We start from the raw sequence: 16,107 nt of genomic DNA, 5'->3' as shown, positions 1-16,107 counted from the left end.
TCTCATCCTAGTTAATCGATACAGTAATTATTTCTTTTTAGCATTTTGGATGGCTTTAAATAATGTTGAAAATTGTCCTTTGAAAGACATCACATCATCAAAGATATCAACACCATCGTTTAACATTTTGACGGTCACCCAGCCAAGCGCTTCCGTAATTGCTACCGCAACTGAAGCATTGACCATACCACCAGTCACAGTTCCGACAACAGGAATCACTTTTAGAATATTTCCGACTGCGCTCTTACCTAAACTAACCACTACTAATTCTTTGGTTAAACTTTTCCCTAAGCTTTCAGACCAAGACTGACCAAAAATTTTATGCAGCCGTGACATCATAGTTAATTGAACAGGTACCAGTAAAAAAGCATCCGAAAATGGAATTGGCGAAAACCCAATAATTGCTGCTGACAATGCAGCAAAATGAATCGTTTGATGACTTTTCTTTTTCACGTCAGGTGAAACACCAGCCAAAAATTCATCAAATACTTTGTCGAGTTGTGTTTGACTGTTCGTCACTAATTGTTCTGCTTTACCTTTAGAAGTTGCGAAAGCATTCATTATGGCCGTAGACGTTTTTTGTGGAAATTTTTTCAAGACATCCTGAAAAAAAGAACGAAATTCTGGGTCTTCGATTTCTTCATTCAATTGCTTAGTTTCTTGTTCTGCTAATTCTTGTTTTTCAATCTCTTCAAAAAGTTCTTGTTTCTTTTTGTTTTTATGTTTTTTTCTTCTCATCTCATTAACTCCTTTATCTATCAATATGTAGAAACAAAGTATAGCATAGCCCCTGATTGATTCTCTTTTAGATGATTTGAAAAGCCAGAACTTATCTGTTTTTTAAACAAATAGAAATGTTCTAGCTTTTCTCAAAAAATCAGCTATTTTGTTTGTTCTTCACCGCAATAGACCGTCAAGTGTTTAGGTAAAATTTCCAGCGTAATTGGCAAAGCAGCTCCTTCATCACCATCCACATTAGTGGTTAATTCTTCTTGGTTTTCTAAGGAGATTGTTCCTTCTTTAAAGGTTAGGTAAACTAAATTATCAGTGGACTGGTCGACTCCTTTTAACAAATCTGGGACTGCTTTTACTGCATCCCACAATGATTGATCTTTTAAATAAACTAAATGAAGTTTGCCATCATCCACTTGGGCCTCTGGTAATAATGTTTCAAACCCACCGATTGAATTCGTTAAGCCAACTAAAACGGTACTACTTTCAATGGTTTGTTCTTTTTGATCCAATCTTAAATGAAAAGGATACGTTTGAGCATTCGCTAAATGTTTGGCACCTGAAATAAAATAAGCGAGTTTTCCTAACTTCGTTTTTTGTTCAACGTCCACGTCGTTAATTGACTCTGGAATCGTCCCAATCGCAACGACATTCATAAAGTAGTCGTCATTGATTTTCCCCACATCTAAAGCACTGGTTTTTTCTAAATCTAATTGTTGAATCGCTTCTTCAGGGTCCATCGGTAAATTCAAGGCTCGCGCTAAATCGTTCACCGTTCCTAAAGGAAAAAAGCCAAATTTTGGGCGGTAATCTTGTTCTGCCAACCCGCTAATTCCTTCATTAACGGTTCCATCTCCCCCCATTACGAAAACACTGTCGAAGTGACTTTCCGCAGCTTCACGGGCAAATTGTTCTGCATCGCCGCCTTTTTCTGTTTGTTTCACTACAACTTCATCAAATAACTGCTTTAATTTTTCTTCTGCTAACGTTTCAAATTCTTTGGCTTTTTCACCACCAGAACTGGGGTTAACAATTAAAACTGCTTTTTTCACTGGCACCACTCCTCATTGATATCTAAATCGTTTGATTCCTTACAATTATTATAAAAGATATTTTTGATTCTGGCGAAAAATATGCTGACACTTGCTTAACAAACAAGCATTCCTGCTCCTCACTACTTTTCAAAACGTTCTTTAAAGCAATAGGCAAAATAATAGAACAATTTCCAAAAATCTTGCCAAACTTTTGGATCCATCCCCGTCAATTCATGAATTCGTTTCAAGCGGTAATTCAATGTATTTCGATGGATATGTAATACTTGTGAGGTTTCATTGATGTTTAAGTTATGATTGGCGAAAAAAATAACGGTTTCATAGTATTCATCATAAATCGTCTGGATGGTTTCAAAAAAATCCAATTCAATATGAAAAGGAAAATTAAAAATTCCTTGAATGAAAAAATCTTCTGCTTGGTAAAACTTAGCCTTTTCTAATTGGAGAAACGATAGAAGTAAATACGTGTTTTGTGCCTCTTGGACCATTTGTTGAATCGTGGCTTTTTCCGAACTTATTACAAGGTATTCTGTTACTGGCTTTGTTATCTGAGGTGGTTCAGAAGTAATCACCAGATAACAATTTTCCCATTCAAATATTTCATGGCCAGGATAATAACTGGATAATAAGCGCTTGTCCTTGGTCAGTACACAATGATTCTGGTCATCTAATTGAAGGTTATATAGTTCCAACGCTTCAAGTTTTAAGGCTTCTGAGTAAGCAGAATCAACATGCATTAAGTGCTGGATAAACTGATTTTTTTGTTTCTTCTTTTTTTCGCGTTCTTGTTGTGTATTTAATTCTTCTGTCAGTAAAAGAACAATCGAGCGCACAAGCTTGGTAAATTTGCGCACCTCGTCTGGTTCTCCTGAAATGCCTACGACACCTAAAATGTGATCATTCAAAATAATCGGTTCATTGGTGCCTTTTTTCTCTAAAGAAGTATCTTTATAAATTTCAATATTTTTTCGTTCATTGATGGCTCTTTCTGCGCCACGATGGCGCTCCCCAATTCGAGCAGAATCTCCACTCGCAATAATTTTTCCTCGTTCATCCATAATATTGATGTTATAAGGAATATCTGCCATCAACTTTTCAACAATTTTATTTGCTTGGATTTTGTCTAATTTTAACATTGATATCGCCAACTTTCTAAAAAGCGAGTAGCGTTTGGGACATAAGCCGCAATGACTTATGTCCCAAACGCTTAATTCTTCAGATCAACGACTGAACATTTTTATTTCAGCTTTCATTACTGATGATACCATGGTTAGTTCTTAGTCACAAGGCACCAGCTGTAATGTACGAGCAATATTTTCAACGGTTCTTTCTAAGTTAACTGGTCCATTTTTCAATGCTGCTTCCAACGGTTCGGCTTTGGCCAAAATTCCAAAAATAGCCGTCATCCCTTCTTCATAGAGGACATCCACATCTTTGCCGATATAGCCAGCACAAGCGAAAACCGGTTTTTGATACTTCTTGGCCAAACGCGAAACGCCATAAGGGGCTTTGCCGAATTTTGTTTGAAAATCCATACCGCCTTCACCAGTAAAGACATAATCAGCGGCTTTTATTTTTTCTTCTAATTGATTCACTTCTACGACAATATCAATTCCTGGGCGTAACTGAGCTTTTGTGAATGCTAGTAACCCTGCACCCAAACCACCAGCAGCTCCTGCGCCTGGCATCATCTCAACATCAATGCCGACCTCTTTTTTGATGACCGCTGCATAATGGGCTAAGTTTTTATCTAATTGAGCCACCATTTCTTCTGTCGCACCTTTTTGCGGGCCAAAGACATGAGACGCCCCTGTTGGCCCTGTTAGTGGGTTATTCACATCACTTGCTACTAGAACTTCGGTAGCAAAAATACGTTGATCAAACTGTGTTAAATCGATCTGCGCCAGTTTATCTAATGCACCACCGCCACGCGTCAATTCTTGCCCTTCCTTGTCTAACAAACGCGCACCAAGTGCCTGAATCATACCTGCACCCCCATCATTTGTCACGCTACCACCAATGCCGATAATGATTTTTTTTGCCCCATGATTGAGCGCATGTTGAATCATTTCTCCTGTACCATAAGTAGAAGTGATCAAGGGATTACGTTCTGCTGCTTTGACCAATTCAATTCCGTTGGCTTTCGCCATTTCAATGACCACCGTTTCTTGGTCACCTAATAAGCCGTAATAGGTTTCAACGATTTGATCAGGAAGCGGTCCTGCCACACGCACTGGTACTCTTGTGCCTCCTGTTGCATCCACTAAGGAATCCACCGTTCCTTCCCCGCCGTCTGCCATAGGGACGTGTTGAATGTCTGCATCTTTAAATACAGCTAAAATCCCTTTTTCCATTGCCAGACAGGCTTCTTTTGCACTCATACTTTCTTTAAATGAGTCTGGAGCCAAAACAAATTTTTTCGTCATCTTTTCGCGCCTACTTTCCAACTAGTTTAAAATAAAGCCATATAAAATGGTTGCAACAATCGTCATTACCCCACCGACACACATTTCATAAGGAATCACTCGAATTCTTTCTTTAATCGTCATATTCATACTTTGTGCCGTAATATGGAAATAATTGCCTTGAGGAACACTATCAATCACAGTTGCCCCAGTATGCACCATGACTGCTGCTGAAAGTGAAGATGTGCCCATATCTAAAATCGCTGGTCCAAAAGAACCTGTCGCTAAAATAACCGCTGTGGATGTTGAACCAACTGCTAAGCCCATTAAAATACCAGAAATCGGTGCCAAGAAGGTTCCAGAAATTCCCATAACAGAAATTAAGTGGACAATTTGTGTTGATAAATCAGAAACAGAAATTAATCCAGCAATTGCACCTGCACCAATTAAAATTAAAACGGTATCAGTTACTCTCTTTAAGCCAGAAGACGCATAAAAGGCCAGTTGTTTTGTTTGACCAATCGCAATTGTCCCAACAACTGAAGCGAACGGCAAAATATACAGAGCATCAATATTCAAACTTTTGATGAAAGAAATATTTAAAAAGGCGCCAATCGGATTAAGTAATAATAAGACAATCGCTAACACTGGCGCGATCAACGCCTTTTTCAAAGGTAATAATTCTTTTGTTTGTTCCTCTACAAGATCCGTTTCTTTGACCATTGATCCTTTGCTTCTCATGATATTTGCAAGAACAACAGCTGTAATTAAACCAAATACGGCTGGAATAAATCCAGCAATCATAACGTCACTTAAAGGTAAATCAAAGCCGTTCGCCGCTGCAATAGTATTTGGATTAGGCGAAATAATATTACCCGCTTTGCCGCCACCTGATAAGGCAATCAATAATGATAACTTACTGATACCCGTACTTTTCCCAACAGATAGAGCAATCGGGGCAACAATCAACACTGCAACAGGAATGAATACACCCACTGCTGTAATTACCATTGTGGATAATGCCAAAGATAAAATAGCTTTTTTCTCGCCAAGCTTTTGTACAATGGCGTTGGCAATTGATTCTGCCGCACCAGATTCCATCATCACACCCGCCAACATGCCGGCTGCTAAAACACGGATTGCGGTTCCCATAATACTTTGTGTTCCGTTTAATAGAACAGCGACTGTATCTGACAGGGAAGCGCCTCCAATAAGACAACCAACAATTGCACCAAAAAACAAGGAATACACAGGATTAAATTTTTTCAAAATTAATACTATCGCTACAACTAATCCTAAAATTGCAGCAACCCAAGATATTGTAATATCTGGCATTCAAAATCAGCTCCTTAAATTGTTTACGCTTTCATTCTATCAAAGTCCTTTCTTTTTAAAATTGTAAATTTAACAGGATTTATTGTTCAAATGCACAAAAAAACCGTTCTTAAAGAACAGTTTTTTGAAATCTTTTTCTATCTTTCTCAATAATAACCACCAAGCCAACGAACAAAAGAACACTCACAATTAACAATACTGCCGTTTTATTATATCCATGAAATAGTGCTTCGCCTCCACATGCGTAAAGTATTGAGGAAGGAATTACACCAATGAATATAGCGGCTATTAAATTTTTTAATGGCAACTGCATAGTATCCGCAGCAAAATTAATCACAGAAGAAGGAATAATTGGAATCATGTAGCCCACCATAATCCCAATTTTTGGATGCTTCATCCGTCGAATGGACTGGACCCAATGATTGGTCTCCGTTTTTCTATCTAAAAATTTTATATGATGCATCAAAAAGATTGCAATTAAATTTCCCAAACTATTCCCTAAAACGTTAATGAGTGTGCCGCTGAAGGGACCAAAACTCAATCCTGCAATCACACCAATTACCGAGGTTGGAATCCCTGGTACTGCACACATGATCGCGGTCAAAAAAACTAACAACAGCGCTGCTGAAAAACCATGTGAACGAATTCGCTCTAATAATTGTGTCTTACTGGCTTTAGGATTCAAAAATAATTGAATATCTGTTTGATATTCTAGATACAAACGGTAACCTACCAGCAGGATTAAAATAAGCCCGCTACTGATTAGTAGTATTCGGATTGTTTTCCTCTTCATTTTCTTTGCTCCTTTTATGCTTTATACAAAGTGTAGCACAGGTTTCTTCGTGCCTCAATTAGAAGCTTGTATGAATAAAAGCCGCCCCTAAAAGTTAGACTAAAAATCTAGCTTTTAGGGGCGATTCGAAAGTTATGAAGGTACTTTTTTTTATTTCCGATACATCTTAAACTCCAAGAACAGATCATTATAAATTCCTAAGTATTCTTGACCTAAGTCTTGGTAAACTTCTAAATGTTTGATGGTTTCATCATCTGGATAAAATTGTTTATCTTCAGCAACTTCTTTTGGTAATAGTTTTTTAGCTTCTTTATTTGGTGTGGAATAACCAATATATTCTGCGTTTTGTGCTGCATTTTCTGGTCGTAACATAAAGTTCATAAATGCATAGGCACCCTCTTTATTTTTGGCTGTCTTAGGCATCACAATGTTATCAAACCAGAGATTAGAGCCTTCACTGGGAATCACATAATGTAGATGTTCATTGTTTTCTAGCATTTCAGCAGCTTCACCAGAGAAAGTTACAGCAACGGCACTTTCTTCATTAGCCATGTACATTTTGATTTCATCGGCAACAATTGCTTTGACATTGTTCGTTAATCGGTTTAACTTATCGGTAGCCTGACGTAATTGTTGGTCGTTTTTACTGTTTAACGAATAGCCTAAACTGTTCAAAGATAATCCTAACACTTCGCGAGCGCCATCAATCAGCATGACATTATTTTTTAATTCCGGGCGCCATAAATCATCCCAATGTTGGATCTGACGGCCGTCAATAAATTTATCATTATAAATAATCCCCAACGTGCCCCAGAAGTACGGAACGGAAAACTTATTTTTGGGATCAAAGGATTGATCTAAAAAGCGTGCATCAATGTTTTCTAAGCCTTTTAATTTGCTGTGATCAAGTGGTAAAAGCATCTTCGCTTTCATCATTTTTTGAATCATATATTCAGAAGGAATGGCAATATCATAGGCTGTGCCACCTTGCTGAATTTTTGTATACATAGCTTCATTAGAATCAAAGGTTTCGTAATTGACTTTATAGCCTGTTTCTTTTTCAAATTTCTTAATCAAGGTCGGATCTATATAGTCCCCCCAATTGTAAATGGTTAAGGTATCTGCTCCTGCCATGCCACTTGCTTTCTCCAATTGGCGCACGCCAAAAAACAAGATGACAATAATAGCGATAATTCCAATAAAAAGTGACTGTAATTTTTTCATTTTAACTTGGCCACCTCACTTTGTTCCCGACGCATTTTCTTTAAACGTTTTGGCGTATTGTCTTTACTGATAAAGTAATAACCGACAACTAGAATCATTGAGAATAGGAACACTAACGCACTTAAGGCATTGATTTCTAAACTAATTCCCTGACGTGCTCGTGAATAAATTTCAACAGATAATGTTGAAAAACCATTGCCTGTCACAAAGAATGTTACGGCAAAATCGTCCAACGAATAAGTAAAGGCCATAAAGTAGCCAGCAATAATTCCTGGCGCTAAAAAAGGCAAAATAATATTTTTAATCACTTGAACATTATTGGCCCCTAAATCCCGTGCCGCATCTACCATAGAATCGTTCATCTCTTGTAGTTTTGGTAAAACCATTAAAACAACAATTGGAATACTAAAGGCAATATGCGACAATAATACACTTGTAAAACCTAAACTGATAAACCCTACTGCCGTGAAGAAAATTAAGAAACTGGCTCCAATAATAACATCTGGTGAAACGAGTAAAATGTTATTAAAGCTAAGCAACGTGTTCCGGTTTTTACGACGTTTTGTATAATAAATCCCCATCGCGCCAAATGTTCCAATGATGGTTGCTATTAAAGCCGATAAGAAAGCTAGCAAAAACGTATTCAGAACAATGGTTAACAAGCGTGTGTCTTCGAAAACGTTCCGATAATTATCTAACGTAAAACCAGTAAACTGATTCATCGTTTGCGTGTCGTTAAACGAATAAAAAATCAAATAAAAGATTGGTGCGTACAGTAGCGCAAAGACAACGAATAAATACACATAAGACCATTTAAACTTTTTCTTTTGCATTATTTGCCACGCCCTTTCTTCTTCTCACCCGTCAGCAACATCACAATAAACATGGCAACAATTAAAATCACACCAATTGTTGAACCCATGCCCCAGTTTTGCGTTACTAAGAAGTGCTCCTCAATCGCCGTCCCCAACGTAATCACCCGATTGCCGCCAATTAAACGTGTTAACATAAAGAGCGAGAGCGAAGGAATAAAGACAGCTTGAACACCACTTTTCACACCGTTTAGGGAGAGAGGAAAAATGACACGGCGGAACGTTTCCGCACTGCTAGCTCCTAAGTCCCGACTAGCACTAATCAATGAAGGATTCATCTCTTCTAAGGCATTAAAAATCGGCATAATCATAAATGGAATTTCAATATACGTTGCGACAAATAAAAAACTGAAATCTGTAAACAGAATTTGGTGCGTACCCAAACCCATAAAACTCATAAACTGATTGATACTCCCATGAATACTGAAAATCCCAATAAAAGCATAAGCTTTTAATAATAAATTCACCCAAGTTGGTAAAATAACGAGCATTAACCATAACTGTTTATGCTTGAGCTTTGTCAAAAAATAAGCCGTAGGATAACTTACCAATAACGTAAAAATGGTAATCAGAAAAGCATACCACACTGAATTAATGGTCATACTTAAATACGTTCCTGATGTAAAATACGTTTGGTAATTCGCCAAGGTAAACTGGCCATTCATATCGAAAAATGATTGATAAATAATCATTAGCACTGGCGCAATGACGAATAAAAGTAACCACATTACATAGGGAATCGAATAAATTCGACGCATTGTTTTCATTTTATTTTCCCCTTTCGTTTACTCGTCGTAACTTTCTAAACGGGCATCAAAGTCTTCTTCTGATTCATTGAAGCGCATCACGTGAATATCTTCTGGCTCAAAAGAGAGCCCTACTTGAGCGCCTTCTTTGGCTTTTCGAGTGGAATGCACCATCCATTCGTTTCCTTGTTCATCAAAACAAATAATTTCATAATGAACGCCGCGGAATAACTGTGTATCCACCGTTACGGTTAGCTTGCCTTTTTCAAGCGTGGTAATCGTTAAGTCTTCTGGACGTAAAACGACTTCTACAGGTTCATTTTTCCGCATGCCGCCATCGACACATTCAAACTTTTTTCCCACAAATGAAACTAAATTATCTTCCAGCATCACGCCATCCACAATATTACTTTCCCCTACAAAGTCAGCAACAAAGTGATTAATCGGTTCATCATAAATATCGACTGGTGTGCCACTTTGCACGATATGACCTTTATTCATGACAAAAATTTCATCACTCATCGCTAATGCTTCTTCTTGATCATGGGTCACAAAAATAAAAGTAATTCCTAAACGTTGTTGTAAATCACGTAGTTCATATTGCATCGCTGTGCGTAATTTCAAATCTAAAGCGGATAACGGCTCATCTAAAAGCAATACTTTTGGCTCATTGACAATCGCTCGTGCAATTGCGACCCGCTGACGCTGGCCCCCAGACATTTCACTAATTTCACGTGTTTCGTAGCCCGGTAATTGAACCAAACGTAATGCCTCTTTCACTTTTTTTTCAATTTCTGCTTTGGATAGTTTTTTGATTTTTAAACCAAACGCAACATTATCAAAAACATTCATGTGAGGAAACAAAGCATAATCCTGAAACACGGTATTGACTTGGCGTTTATTGGCAGGTACATCATTTATTCTTTTACCATCAAAATAAACATCGCCAGAAGTCACGTCATTGAATCCCGCAATAATACGCAAAATCGTTGTTTTGCCACATCCTGAAGGTCCTAATAAGGTATAAAATTTTCCTTCTTCAATTTCAAAGCTGACATTTTTTAATACTGGTTCATCGTCAAATTGTTTGACAACATTTTCAAATGAAATCACATGGTTTCTCACTGGATAAACTCCTCCATTTCGTCCTTTATAAATACGATTCTGTCGCCACAATTAACGCACGACTTTTTCCTCGACCATTGTTGCTAATTTGGTGAGGTTCTGTTGCTTGGTAATACATGGTTTGACCTTTTTTAGCAATATACGTGGCTTCCCCTAATGTCAAACGAATGGAGCCATCAATCACATAAATAAATGTTTCTGATAGAGAAGGTTCAAACGTTTTATATTCGCCATTTTTATCAAAAGTAATAATGACAGGTTCCATTTCTTTTTCATTTGAGGCTGGAATTAACCATTTTAGTTCATAGCCATGTTCTTCATCATAATAGAGGGTACTTTCTTCTTCATTGTAGACAATTTTCTGTTCAAGCGGTTGCTGACTAAAAAACTGCTCTGGCGTCACGCCTAGTACTTCTAAAATTGAGAAAAATGTTTCCATTGATGGTGAGCTTAAATCCCGCTCCAATTGGGAAATATAGCCTTTGGATAAATCCGTTCTTTCGCCTAATTCTTCTTGTGTTAAATTTTTCTGAATGCGTAAATTTCTCAACTTCTCACCAATTTCCATGGCACACCTCGTTTCTATTTTCAGCTAATCTTTTCAACAAAAGTTTTGTAATACTAAACTTACAGTTTAGTTTTACCTTTTTTAGTATACGAACTTTTTGAAAAATTTCAACCATTTTTCTTTATTTTTCTAGTCTAATTGTCACACAATCTTTCTTTTCTGTATAACTTACTGTTTATAAGAAGAAAAATGATACGAAAAAATCAGAATATGATAAAATAAGACGAGTTGCTTTTTTACATAATTGGAAGGAGAGTTTTTATATGAATTCATTTCAAGCATTTACGTTAAGAGAACAAGATACATCTGTTATTGGTCAACTAGAAACCATTACTTTAGACGATTTATCAGAAGGCACTGTAGTAATCAAAGCAGCCTACTCCTCAGTTAACTTTAAAGACTCTTTAGCTTCAAAAAAAGACGGCGGTGTGATTCGCAATTATCCAATGATTCCAGGAATTGATGTCAGTGGCACTGTTGTCACATCGGAAGATCCTCGTTTCAAAGAAGGCGATAAAGTGATCGTAACAGGCTATCAATTAGGGGTTAGTCATACTGGTGGTTATTCTGAATATGTGCGTGTTCCTGGCGATTGGGTAGTTCCACTTCCTGAAAAAATGAGTCTCAAAGAAGCAATGATTTTCGGAACTGCTGGCTTTACGGCCGGATTATCTGTCACAGCTTTAGAAGACGATGGCTTACGCGACGACAAAGAAGCCCCCATCGTTGTAACTGGTGCGACAGGCGGTGTTGCGACATTGTCTATTGCGATGTTGCATCAATTAGGCTACACTTCAATCACTGCATTAACTAGAAAGCCAGATTCTTTTGAGCTTTTAAAAGAGTTAGGTGTTAGTGAATGCTTATTAGTAGAAGATTTCTTAGCAACTCCTGTTAAAGCATTGATGAAACAGCGTTTTGCTTTTGCAATTGATACCACTGGTGGGGAAATTACTTCTGCTGTTTTACCACAACTTCGTTATGATGGCCGTTCAGCCATTTGTGGCCGCGCTGCTGGAATTACATTAGAGACAACCGTTTTACCCTTTATTTTACGGGGCGTTCATTTATTGGGCATTGATTCGGTTAATGTTGGTATGGACAAACGAAAAATAGTCTGGCAACGTCTTGCCACTGATTTAGACATCACTGAAAAAGCTGTGTATCAAGAGATTACTTTAGAAGAACTTCCCCCTGTTTTTGAAGCATTACAAGCAGGCCAACATATTGGACGGACCATTGTCCGAATTTCTTAAGGAGGCGTTTTGATTATGGATGTTTTAGTTACTGCTGGCGGAACGTCAGAACCGATTGATAATGTTCGTTCGATTACCAATCATTCTTCTGGCGGACTAGGAAAAGCAATTGCTGAAAGTTTTTTAGCTGCGGGACACACCGTAACCTACGTAACAACCAAACATGCATTACGTCCAACCCAACAATTGGACTTATCAATTAAAGAAATAGAAACAACGGTTGAATTAGCCACTACGTTAGAACAACTCTTTGCTGAAAAGCAATTTGATGCGATTGTTCACGCAATGGCAGTCAGTGATTTTACGACGGAAACCGCGCAAACGGAAGAACAATTTATTGATTCTTTTGCTCAACAATTAAGCGAACAAACATTGCCAAAGACCAAAGAAGCCTTGGTAACTATCGTTCAAAACACATTGAATCAGATTGCTGATATTCCTCAAACAGCAACAAAAATTTCATCTGATACGGACCGATTATTAATTTTTCTAAAGAAAAATCCTAAAGTCATCCAAATGATTCGTGACAAGCAACCCCAAACTGTTTTAGTGGGCTTTAAATTACTTGTCGACGTTTCACAAGAAGAACTCGTCCAGGTTGCACAAGCCGCTTTGGTTAAAAATCGGTGTGACTTTGTCTTAGCCAATGACTTGATGAACGTTCATGAAACAGAACACGAAGGATTATTAATTAACGAAACGGGCATTGTCCAAGAAGCTTGTTCAAAACAAGGGATTGGTTCAATGATCGTTAAAAATGTTGAAAAGAAATGGAGAGAACAACAATGAAAACTATTTTATTAGGCGTCTCTGGCAGCATTTCTGCATATAAAGCAGCAGATATTACAAGTCAACTAGCTAAGCTTGGCTACAATGTGGAAATTTTAATGACTAAAAGCAGCACAGCGTTCATCACTCCGCTGACCTTACAATCACTTTCTAAGAATCCAGTGCATACGGATGTCATGATGGAAATTGATCCCAGTAAAATTAATCACATTGAGTTAGCTAAAAAAGCGGATTTATTTTTAGTAGCACCTGCTTCGGCCAATACAATTGGGAAATTAGCCCATGGGATTGCCGACGACTTATTATCAACAGTTGCTTTGGCGCTTTATCCTGAAACACCAAAAATTATTGCGCCCGCGATGAATACGTATATGTACCAAAACCCCATTGTCCAACGAAATATTGGCATTTTAAAAGAAGTCGGCTATCAAGAAATAATCCCACGTGAAGCTCTATTAGCTTGTGGTGATTATGGTCGTGGCGCACTTGCCACTGTTGAAGATATCCTTCAAACAGTGATGAAAATTTTAGCATCTGATAACAAGGAGTAATTTATGAATAACACGAAAAAATTTACGTTAACAGCCATGTTCTTAGCTATCTTACTTTTACTGGCTTTAACCCCGCTAGGATTTATCACATTAGGTCCTTTAAATTCGACCACGATGCATATTCCTGTAATTATTGGTTCCATTGTTTTAGGGCCAAAAATCGGTAGTATGTTGGGCGGCACGTTTGGGATCATTAGCTTAATTAAAAATACGACAGCACCAACACCTTTGTCGTTTGTTTTTTCTCCATTTATTCCCGTGATCGGTACCGATCACGGTAGTTGGAAGGCTCTTTTAATTGTGCTCATTCCGCGGATTTTAATTGGGGTCGTTCCTTATTTCGCTTACAAATGGCTAAATAAATTAACGAAGGAAAAAGCGCAACCTGTCTCCTTATTTGTGGCTGGTGTTTTAGGCTCAGCAACGAATACCATTTTAGTCATGAACATGATTTATTTTCTTTTTAATTCAGCTTATGCTGAAATTATTGGTAAAGCTGGAACTGCTGTTTACCTAGCTATTATTGCGACGATTTTCAGTTCTGGTGTGCCAGAAGCTCTTGTTGCTGGTGTAGCTGCTTCAGCAATTGCTAGCGTTTTGCTTCGCTTAATGAAACGAAATGCAACGCAAAAACTATAGAAAAAACCACAGGGACTAAAAATCAAGTTTGATTTTTAGTCCCTGTGGTTTTTATTTATTTTTTTGTTTTCGTAATTTATAGGCATATTCACTGGCTTTAAATAATAATTTATTAACCGGTAAATCGAATTCCCCAATAAATTCATTAATCGTTGGGTTGAAGTTCGCTTTAAACTTAATTAAGCCATCATTTAAACTACCTTCTAAGCCGCCCATATTACAGCTTTCGCAGCCACGATTAAAACATTCTTGAATGGCATCTCGCCAAGTCACATAAGTTGGCATGTAGCGTTTATAACGATCATCTAAGCCAGCATAAAGGATTTCACTTGTTGGACCAAATGTCACAGCCAAGGCGCCAGCAACCGTGACGATTTCACCAGCTTCTGCGATATTTTCTTCTAATTCTTTTAGTTCCCGAGTCAAGGAAGCATCTAATTCTTCTAAATTATGGCGCTTTTTCACTTGATTTTCTTTCAAATTACTCAAGTCTTTTTGATTTTTGTCATAGCGTTGTCGCGTGCTATCTAAGCGTTCCTTTAAATTGACTTGCGCCAGCATAATAAAGGAGTCTTCTGGGTAAATGTTCAACAGCTTCTTAAAGTAATCACTATTCCGTAAAGAAATATGTTGGCGTTCCATGGTTGATTGAATGACTTTTTCAAATTCATCAACAAAGTCAACATGCCCTTGCTGCACAACGACCCCTTTTTTTTCAGCTGTTTTAATCATTTTCTTGGTGCTTTTTGACAATTGTTCTTCACTAAAATCTTCACGATAAATATTCGCTTGGAAGCGGGGCTGGATGGTGGCCCCCATATCCATTGTCAGTCCTTGATATTTGGCCCCTGCTTTTTTCAAGGTCTCAATAATAGCTGTCGCTTCAGCATGCGGTTGATGTTCTTCTCCCAAATGGAAATCTTGATAATGAACCGCTGGATCCATTTTTATAAATAAAGCTCGTTTTTTCTTGCCAAATTTTTTCAATTCAGCCATAAAGTAGCTGACCAGACGTTCATTTGTATAGTCCATTACTGGACCTCTTGGTGTATATAACATCGTAAAACCGGCTGGTAATGGTTTGATTAAAACTAAACTTGATGCGACTAATGTATCCTTTTCATAAACCCCAACAATTTCAGAACCCCAGTTATCCTTGACTTTTGCCCATGAAGATGACTGTAGTAAATTACATAATGGGTGATTTTTAACAAATGTATCGTGTACTTCTGCCGGAATACCGATTTTAAATGTGTACATGTTCAAACTCCTCTGCTGTGACTTTCCAATAGTCCGTTTATCTTACACTATCATAGTGTATTCCAACAGACTAGTAAAGTTTTACATGAAAATTTTTAGAAAAAATGTAGATCTTATTCTTTATGTAAAAAAGACGAGGTAGAAACAGTTCATTCTACCACTTAGTTCACTAATAGCAACGACACTTTTCTTCACTGCCATTCAAAGGATGAATCATTTCTATCCACATCTTTTCAATTAAATACGTGTTTCAAATTTTAATGACTTGTTGATAAAATACATGATTGGTGCTGAAATCGTCATAATAATCGCTTCACTTAATGCTAACCAACCATAAGTTGTCCAAAATGCTTGACCGCCACTTGGTACTAGCATAAAGGCAATAAAAAACATACTTACAGTAAAAAATAGACTATTTAGACACATTCTAACAGGAATACTTGGTACCTTTTTTTGTAAAAAAGCTGTTAAGCTCAACGCAAATAATGTTTGCGCTCCACCAAACAGAGCATCCATTACACCGAAACCAAAAAATAAGTTAAAAAAGATAACGCCGCCTAAAACACCCCACATCAATTTGCGATTGAAAACGACTAGGTGATTCAAACTTTCTGAAATTCTAAATTGAATCATACCAGAAGAAACTGGCCGAACCAATAAAGAGAGGACAATATATAAGCCCATAATGATACCATTGGCTAAGACTGTTCTTAGCTTTCGATTGGCTTGAAACGAATTTTGCATACTTTTTCCTTCTTTC

The 16,107-nt window shown here is 37.5% G+C and carries 17 protein-coding genes; 4 read left to right on the top strand and 13 right to left on the bottom strand.

Translation table 11 applies throughout. The features are described 5' to 3' along the window. Positions 1 to 27: 27 nt before the first annotated feature. From IGK86_RS03950 to IGK86_RS03900, 11 genes are all read right to left on the bottom strand, one after another. Positions 28 to 762: a YcjF family protein gene (locus IGK86_RS03950; RefSeq protein ID WP_002384134.1), complete on the bottom strand. Its 735-nt coding sequence runs from the start codon at positions 760 to 762 to the stop codon at positions 28 to 30. A 119-nt stretch (positions 763 to 881) separates the two neighbouring features. Continuing rightward, positions 882 to 1,784 carry a diacylglycerol/lipid kinase family protein gene (locus IGK86_RS03945; RefSeq protein WP_033627793.1) on the bottom strand — a complete coding sequence of 301 codons (903 nt, stop codon included), beginning with the start codon at positions 1,782 to 1,784 and terminating at the stop codon, positions 882 to 884. Between the two features lie 122 nt (positions 1,785 to 1,906). After that, positions 1,907 to 2,920: a CdaR family transcriptional regulator gene (locus tag IGK86_RS03940; protein ID WP_002356518.1), complete on the bottom strand. Its 1,014-nt coding sequence runs from the start codon at positions 2,918 to 2,920 to the stop codon at positions 1,907 to 1,909. Positions 2,921 to 3,061: 141 nt separating this feature from the next. Further along, positions 3,062 to 4,210 carry a glycerate kinase gene (locus IGK86_RS03935; RefSeq protein WP_010828948.1) on the bottom strand — a complete coding sequence of 383 codons (1,149 nt, stop codon included), beginning with the start codon at positions 4,208 to 4,210 and terminating at the stop codon, positions 3,062 to 3,064. A gap of 21 nt (positions 4,211 to 4,231) precedes the next feature. Then, positions 4,232 to 5,524 (bottom strand): GntP family permease, encoded by a 1,293-nt coding sequence (locus tag IGK86_RS03930; protein WP_438742065.1) that lies wholly within the window; start codon positions 5,522 to 5,524, stop codon positions 4,232 to 4,234. A 109-nt stretch (positions 5,525 to 5,633) separates the two neighbouring features. After that, on the bottom strand, positions 5,634 to 6,317 hold the full coding sequence (locus IGK86_RS03925; RefSeq protein WP_016616782.1) for a TVP38/TMEM64 family protein: 684 nt from the start codon (positions 6,315 to 6,317) through the stop codon (positions 5,634 to 5,636). A 150-nt stretch (positions 6,318 to 6,467) separates the two neighbouring features. Next, the gene (locus IGK86_RS03920; protein ID WP_010823906.1) at positions 6,468 to 7,541 is read right to left on the bottom strand and encodes an ABC transporter substrate-binding protein; all 1,074 of its coding nucleotides are present in this window, start codon (positions 7,539 to 7,541) and stop codon (positions 6,468 to 6,470) included. Then, complete coding sequence (locus IGK86_RS03915) at positions 7,538 to 8,374, bottom strand: ABC transporter permease (protein WP_002356512.1); 837 nt, start codon at positions 8,372 to 8,374, stop codon at positions 7,538 to 7,540. The genes IGK86_RS03920 and IGK86_RS03915 overlap by 4 nt, the downstream gene beginning before the upstream one ends. Continuing rightward, the gene (locus IGK86_RS03910; RefSeq protein ID WP_002356510.1) at positions 8,374 to 9,180 is read right to left on the bottom strand and encodes an ABC transporter permease; all 807 of its coding nucleotides are present in this window, start codon (positions 9,178 to 9,180) and stop codon (positions 8,374 to 8,376) included. The genes IGK86_RS03915 and IGK86_RS03910 overlap by 1 nt, the downstream gene beginning before the upstream one ends. A gap of 18 nt (positions 9,181 to 9,198) precedes the next feature. Next, a complete protein-coding gene (locus IGK86_RS03905; RefSeq protein ID WP_002356508.1) occupies positions 9,199 to 10,284 on the bottom strand; it encodes an ABC transporter ATP-binding protein in 1,086 nt (361 codons plus the stop codon). 25 nt (positions 10,285 to 10,309) lie between these two features. Continuing rightward, positions 10,310 to 10,852: a helix-turn-helix domain-containing protein gene (locus IGK86_RS03900; protein ID WP_002356507.1), complete on the bottom strand. Its 543-nt coding sequence runs from the start codon at positions 10,850 to 10,852 to the stop codon at positions 10,310 to 10,312. A gap of 263 nt (positions 10,853 to 11,115) precedes the next feature. On the opposite strand from IGK86_RS03900, the gene IGK86_RS03895 reads away from it, so the two are divergent. The 4 genes from IGK86_RS03895 to IGK86_RS03880 are packed head-to-tail and all read left to right on the top strand — an operon-like array spanning position 11,116 to position 14,087. Beyond that, entirely contained in the window at positions 11,116 to 12,108 is a 993-nt protein-coding gene (locus IGK86_RS03895) for a YhdH/YhfP family quinone oxidoreductase (RefSeq protein WP_010707222.1), read from the top strand. Between the two features lie 15 nt (positions 12,109 to 12,123). Beyond that, entirely contained in the window at positions 12,124 to 12,897 is a 774-nt protein-coding gene (gene coaB / locus IGK86_RS03890; RefSeq protein ID WP_002359575.1) for a phosphopantothenate--cysteine ligase, read from the top strand. Continuing rightward, a complete protein-coding gene (coaC, locus tag IGK86_RS03885; RefSeq protein WP_002359573.1) occupies positions 12,894 to 13,448 on the top strand; it encodes a phosphopantothenoylcysteine decarboxylase in 555 nt (184 codons plus the stop codon). The genes coaB and coaC overlap by 4 nt, the downstream gene beginning before the upstream one ends. A gap of 3 nt (positions 13,449 to 13,451) precedes the next feature. Next, entirely contained in the window at positions 13,452 to 14,087 is a 636-nt protein-coding gene (locus tag IGK86_RS03880; protein ID WP_002356501.1) for an ECF transporter S component, read from the top strand. A gap of 51 nt (positions 14,088 to 14,138) precedes the next feature. Here IGK86_RS03880 and IGK86_RS03875 read toward each other — a convergent pair whose 3' ends face one another. Beyond that, the gene (locus IGK86_RS03875; protein ID WP_002413453.1) at positions 14,139 to 15,347 is read right to left on the bottom strand and encodes an aminoacyltransferase; all 1,209 of its coding nucleotides are present in this window, start codon (positions 15,345 to 15,347) and stop codon (positions 14,139 to 14,141) included. Between the two features lie 237 nt (positions 15,348 to 15,584). Further along, on the bottom strand, positions 15,585 to 16,091 hold the full coding sequence (locus IGK86_RS03870; protein WP_002356499.1) for a QueT transporter family protein: 507 nt from the start codon (positions 16,089 to 16,091) through the stop codon (positions 15,585 to 15,587). Between the last annotated feature and the right edge of the window lie 16 nt (positions 16,092 to 16,107).

Origin of the sequence: Enterococcus sp. DIV1206, assembly GCF_051712485.1 — a bacterium.
Taxonomy (GTDB): Bacteria; Bacillota; Bacilli; order Lactobacillales; family Enterococcaceae; genus Enterococcus; species Enterococcus faecalis.
This window is presented reverse-complemented; position numbering and strand designations above follow the sequence as displayed.

Excerpts from the sequence above, each read along its gene's own strand:
- IGK86_RS03940 (WP_002356518.1), bottom strand. The coding sequence starts at position 2,920 with ATGTTAAAATTAGACAAAATCCAAGCAAATAAAATTGTTGAAAAGTTG.
- IGK86_RS03935 (WP_010828948.1), bottom strand. The coding sequence starts at position 4,210 with ATGACGAAAAAATTTGTTTTGGCTCCAGACTCATTTAAAGAAAGTATG.
- IGK86_RS03930 (WP_438742065.1), bottom strand. The coding sequence starts at position 5,524 with ATGCCAGATATTACAATATCTTGGGTTGCTGCAATTTTAGGATTAGTT.
- IGK86_RS03925 (WP_016616782.1), bottom strand. The coding sequence starts at position 6,317 with ATGAAGAGGAAAACAATCCGAATACTACTAATCAGTAGCGGGCTTATT.
- IGK86_RS03920 (WP_010823906.1), bottom strand. The coding sequence starts at position 7,541 with ATGAAAAAATTACAGTCACTTTTTATTGGAATTATCGCTATTATTGTC.
- IGK86_RS03915 (WP_002356512.1), bottom strand. The coding sequence starts at position 8,374 with ATGCAAAAGAAAAAGTTTAAATGGTCTTATGTGTATTTATTCGTTGTC.
- IGK86_RS03910 (WP_002356510.1), bottom strand. The coding sequence starts at position 9,180 with ATGAAAACAATGCGTCGAATTTATTCGATTCCCTATGTAATGTGGTTA.
- IGK86_RS03900 (WP_002356507.1), bottom strand. The coding sequence starts at position 10,852 with ATGGAAATTGGTGAGAAGTTGAGAAATTTACGCATTCAGAAAAATTTA.
- IGK86_RS03895 (WP_010707222.1), top strand. The coding sequence starts at position 11,116 with ATGAATTCATTTCAAGCATTTACGTTAAGAGAACAAGATACATCTGTT.
- coaB (WP_002359575.1), top strand. The coding sequence starts at position 12,124 with ATGGATGTTTTAGTTACTGCTGGCGGAACGTCAGAACCGATTGATAAT.
- coaC (WP_002359573.1), top strand. The coding sequence starts at position 12,894 with ATGAAAACTATTTTATTAGGCGTCTCTGGCAGCATTTCTGCATATAAA.
- IGK86_RS03880 (WP_002356501.1), top strand. The coding sequence starts at position 13,452 with ATGAATAACACGAAAAAATTTACGTTAACAGCCATGTTCTTAGCTATC.
- IGK86_RS03875 (WP_002413453.1), bottom strand. The coding sequence starts at position 15,347 with ATGTACACATTTAAAATCGGTATTCCGGCAGAAGTACACGATACATTT.
- IGK86_RS03870 (WP_002356499.1), bottom strand. The coding sequence starts at position 16,091 with ATGCAAAATTCGTTTCAAGCCAATCGAAAGCTAAGAACAGTCTTAGCC.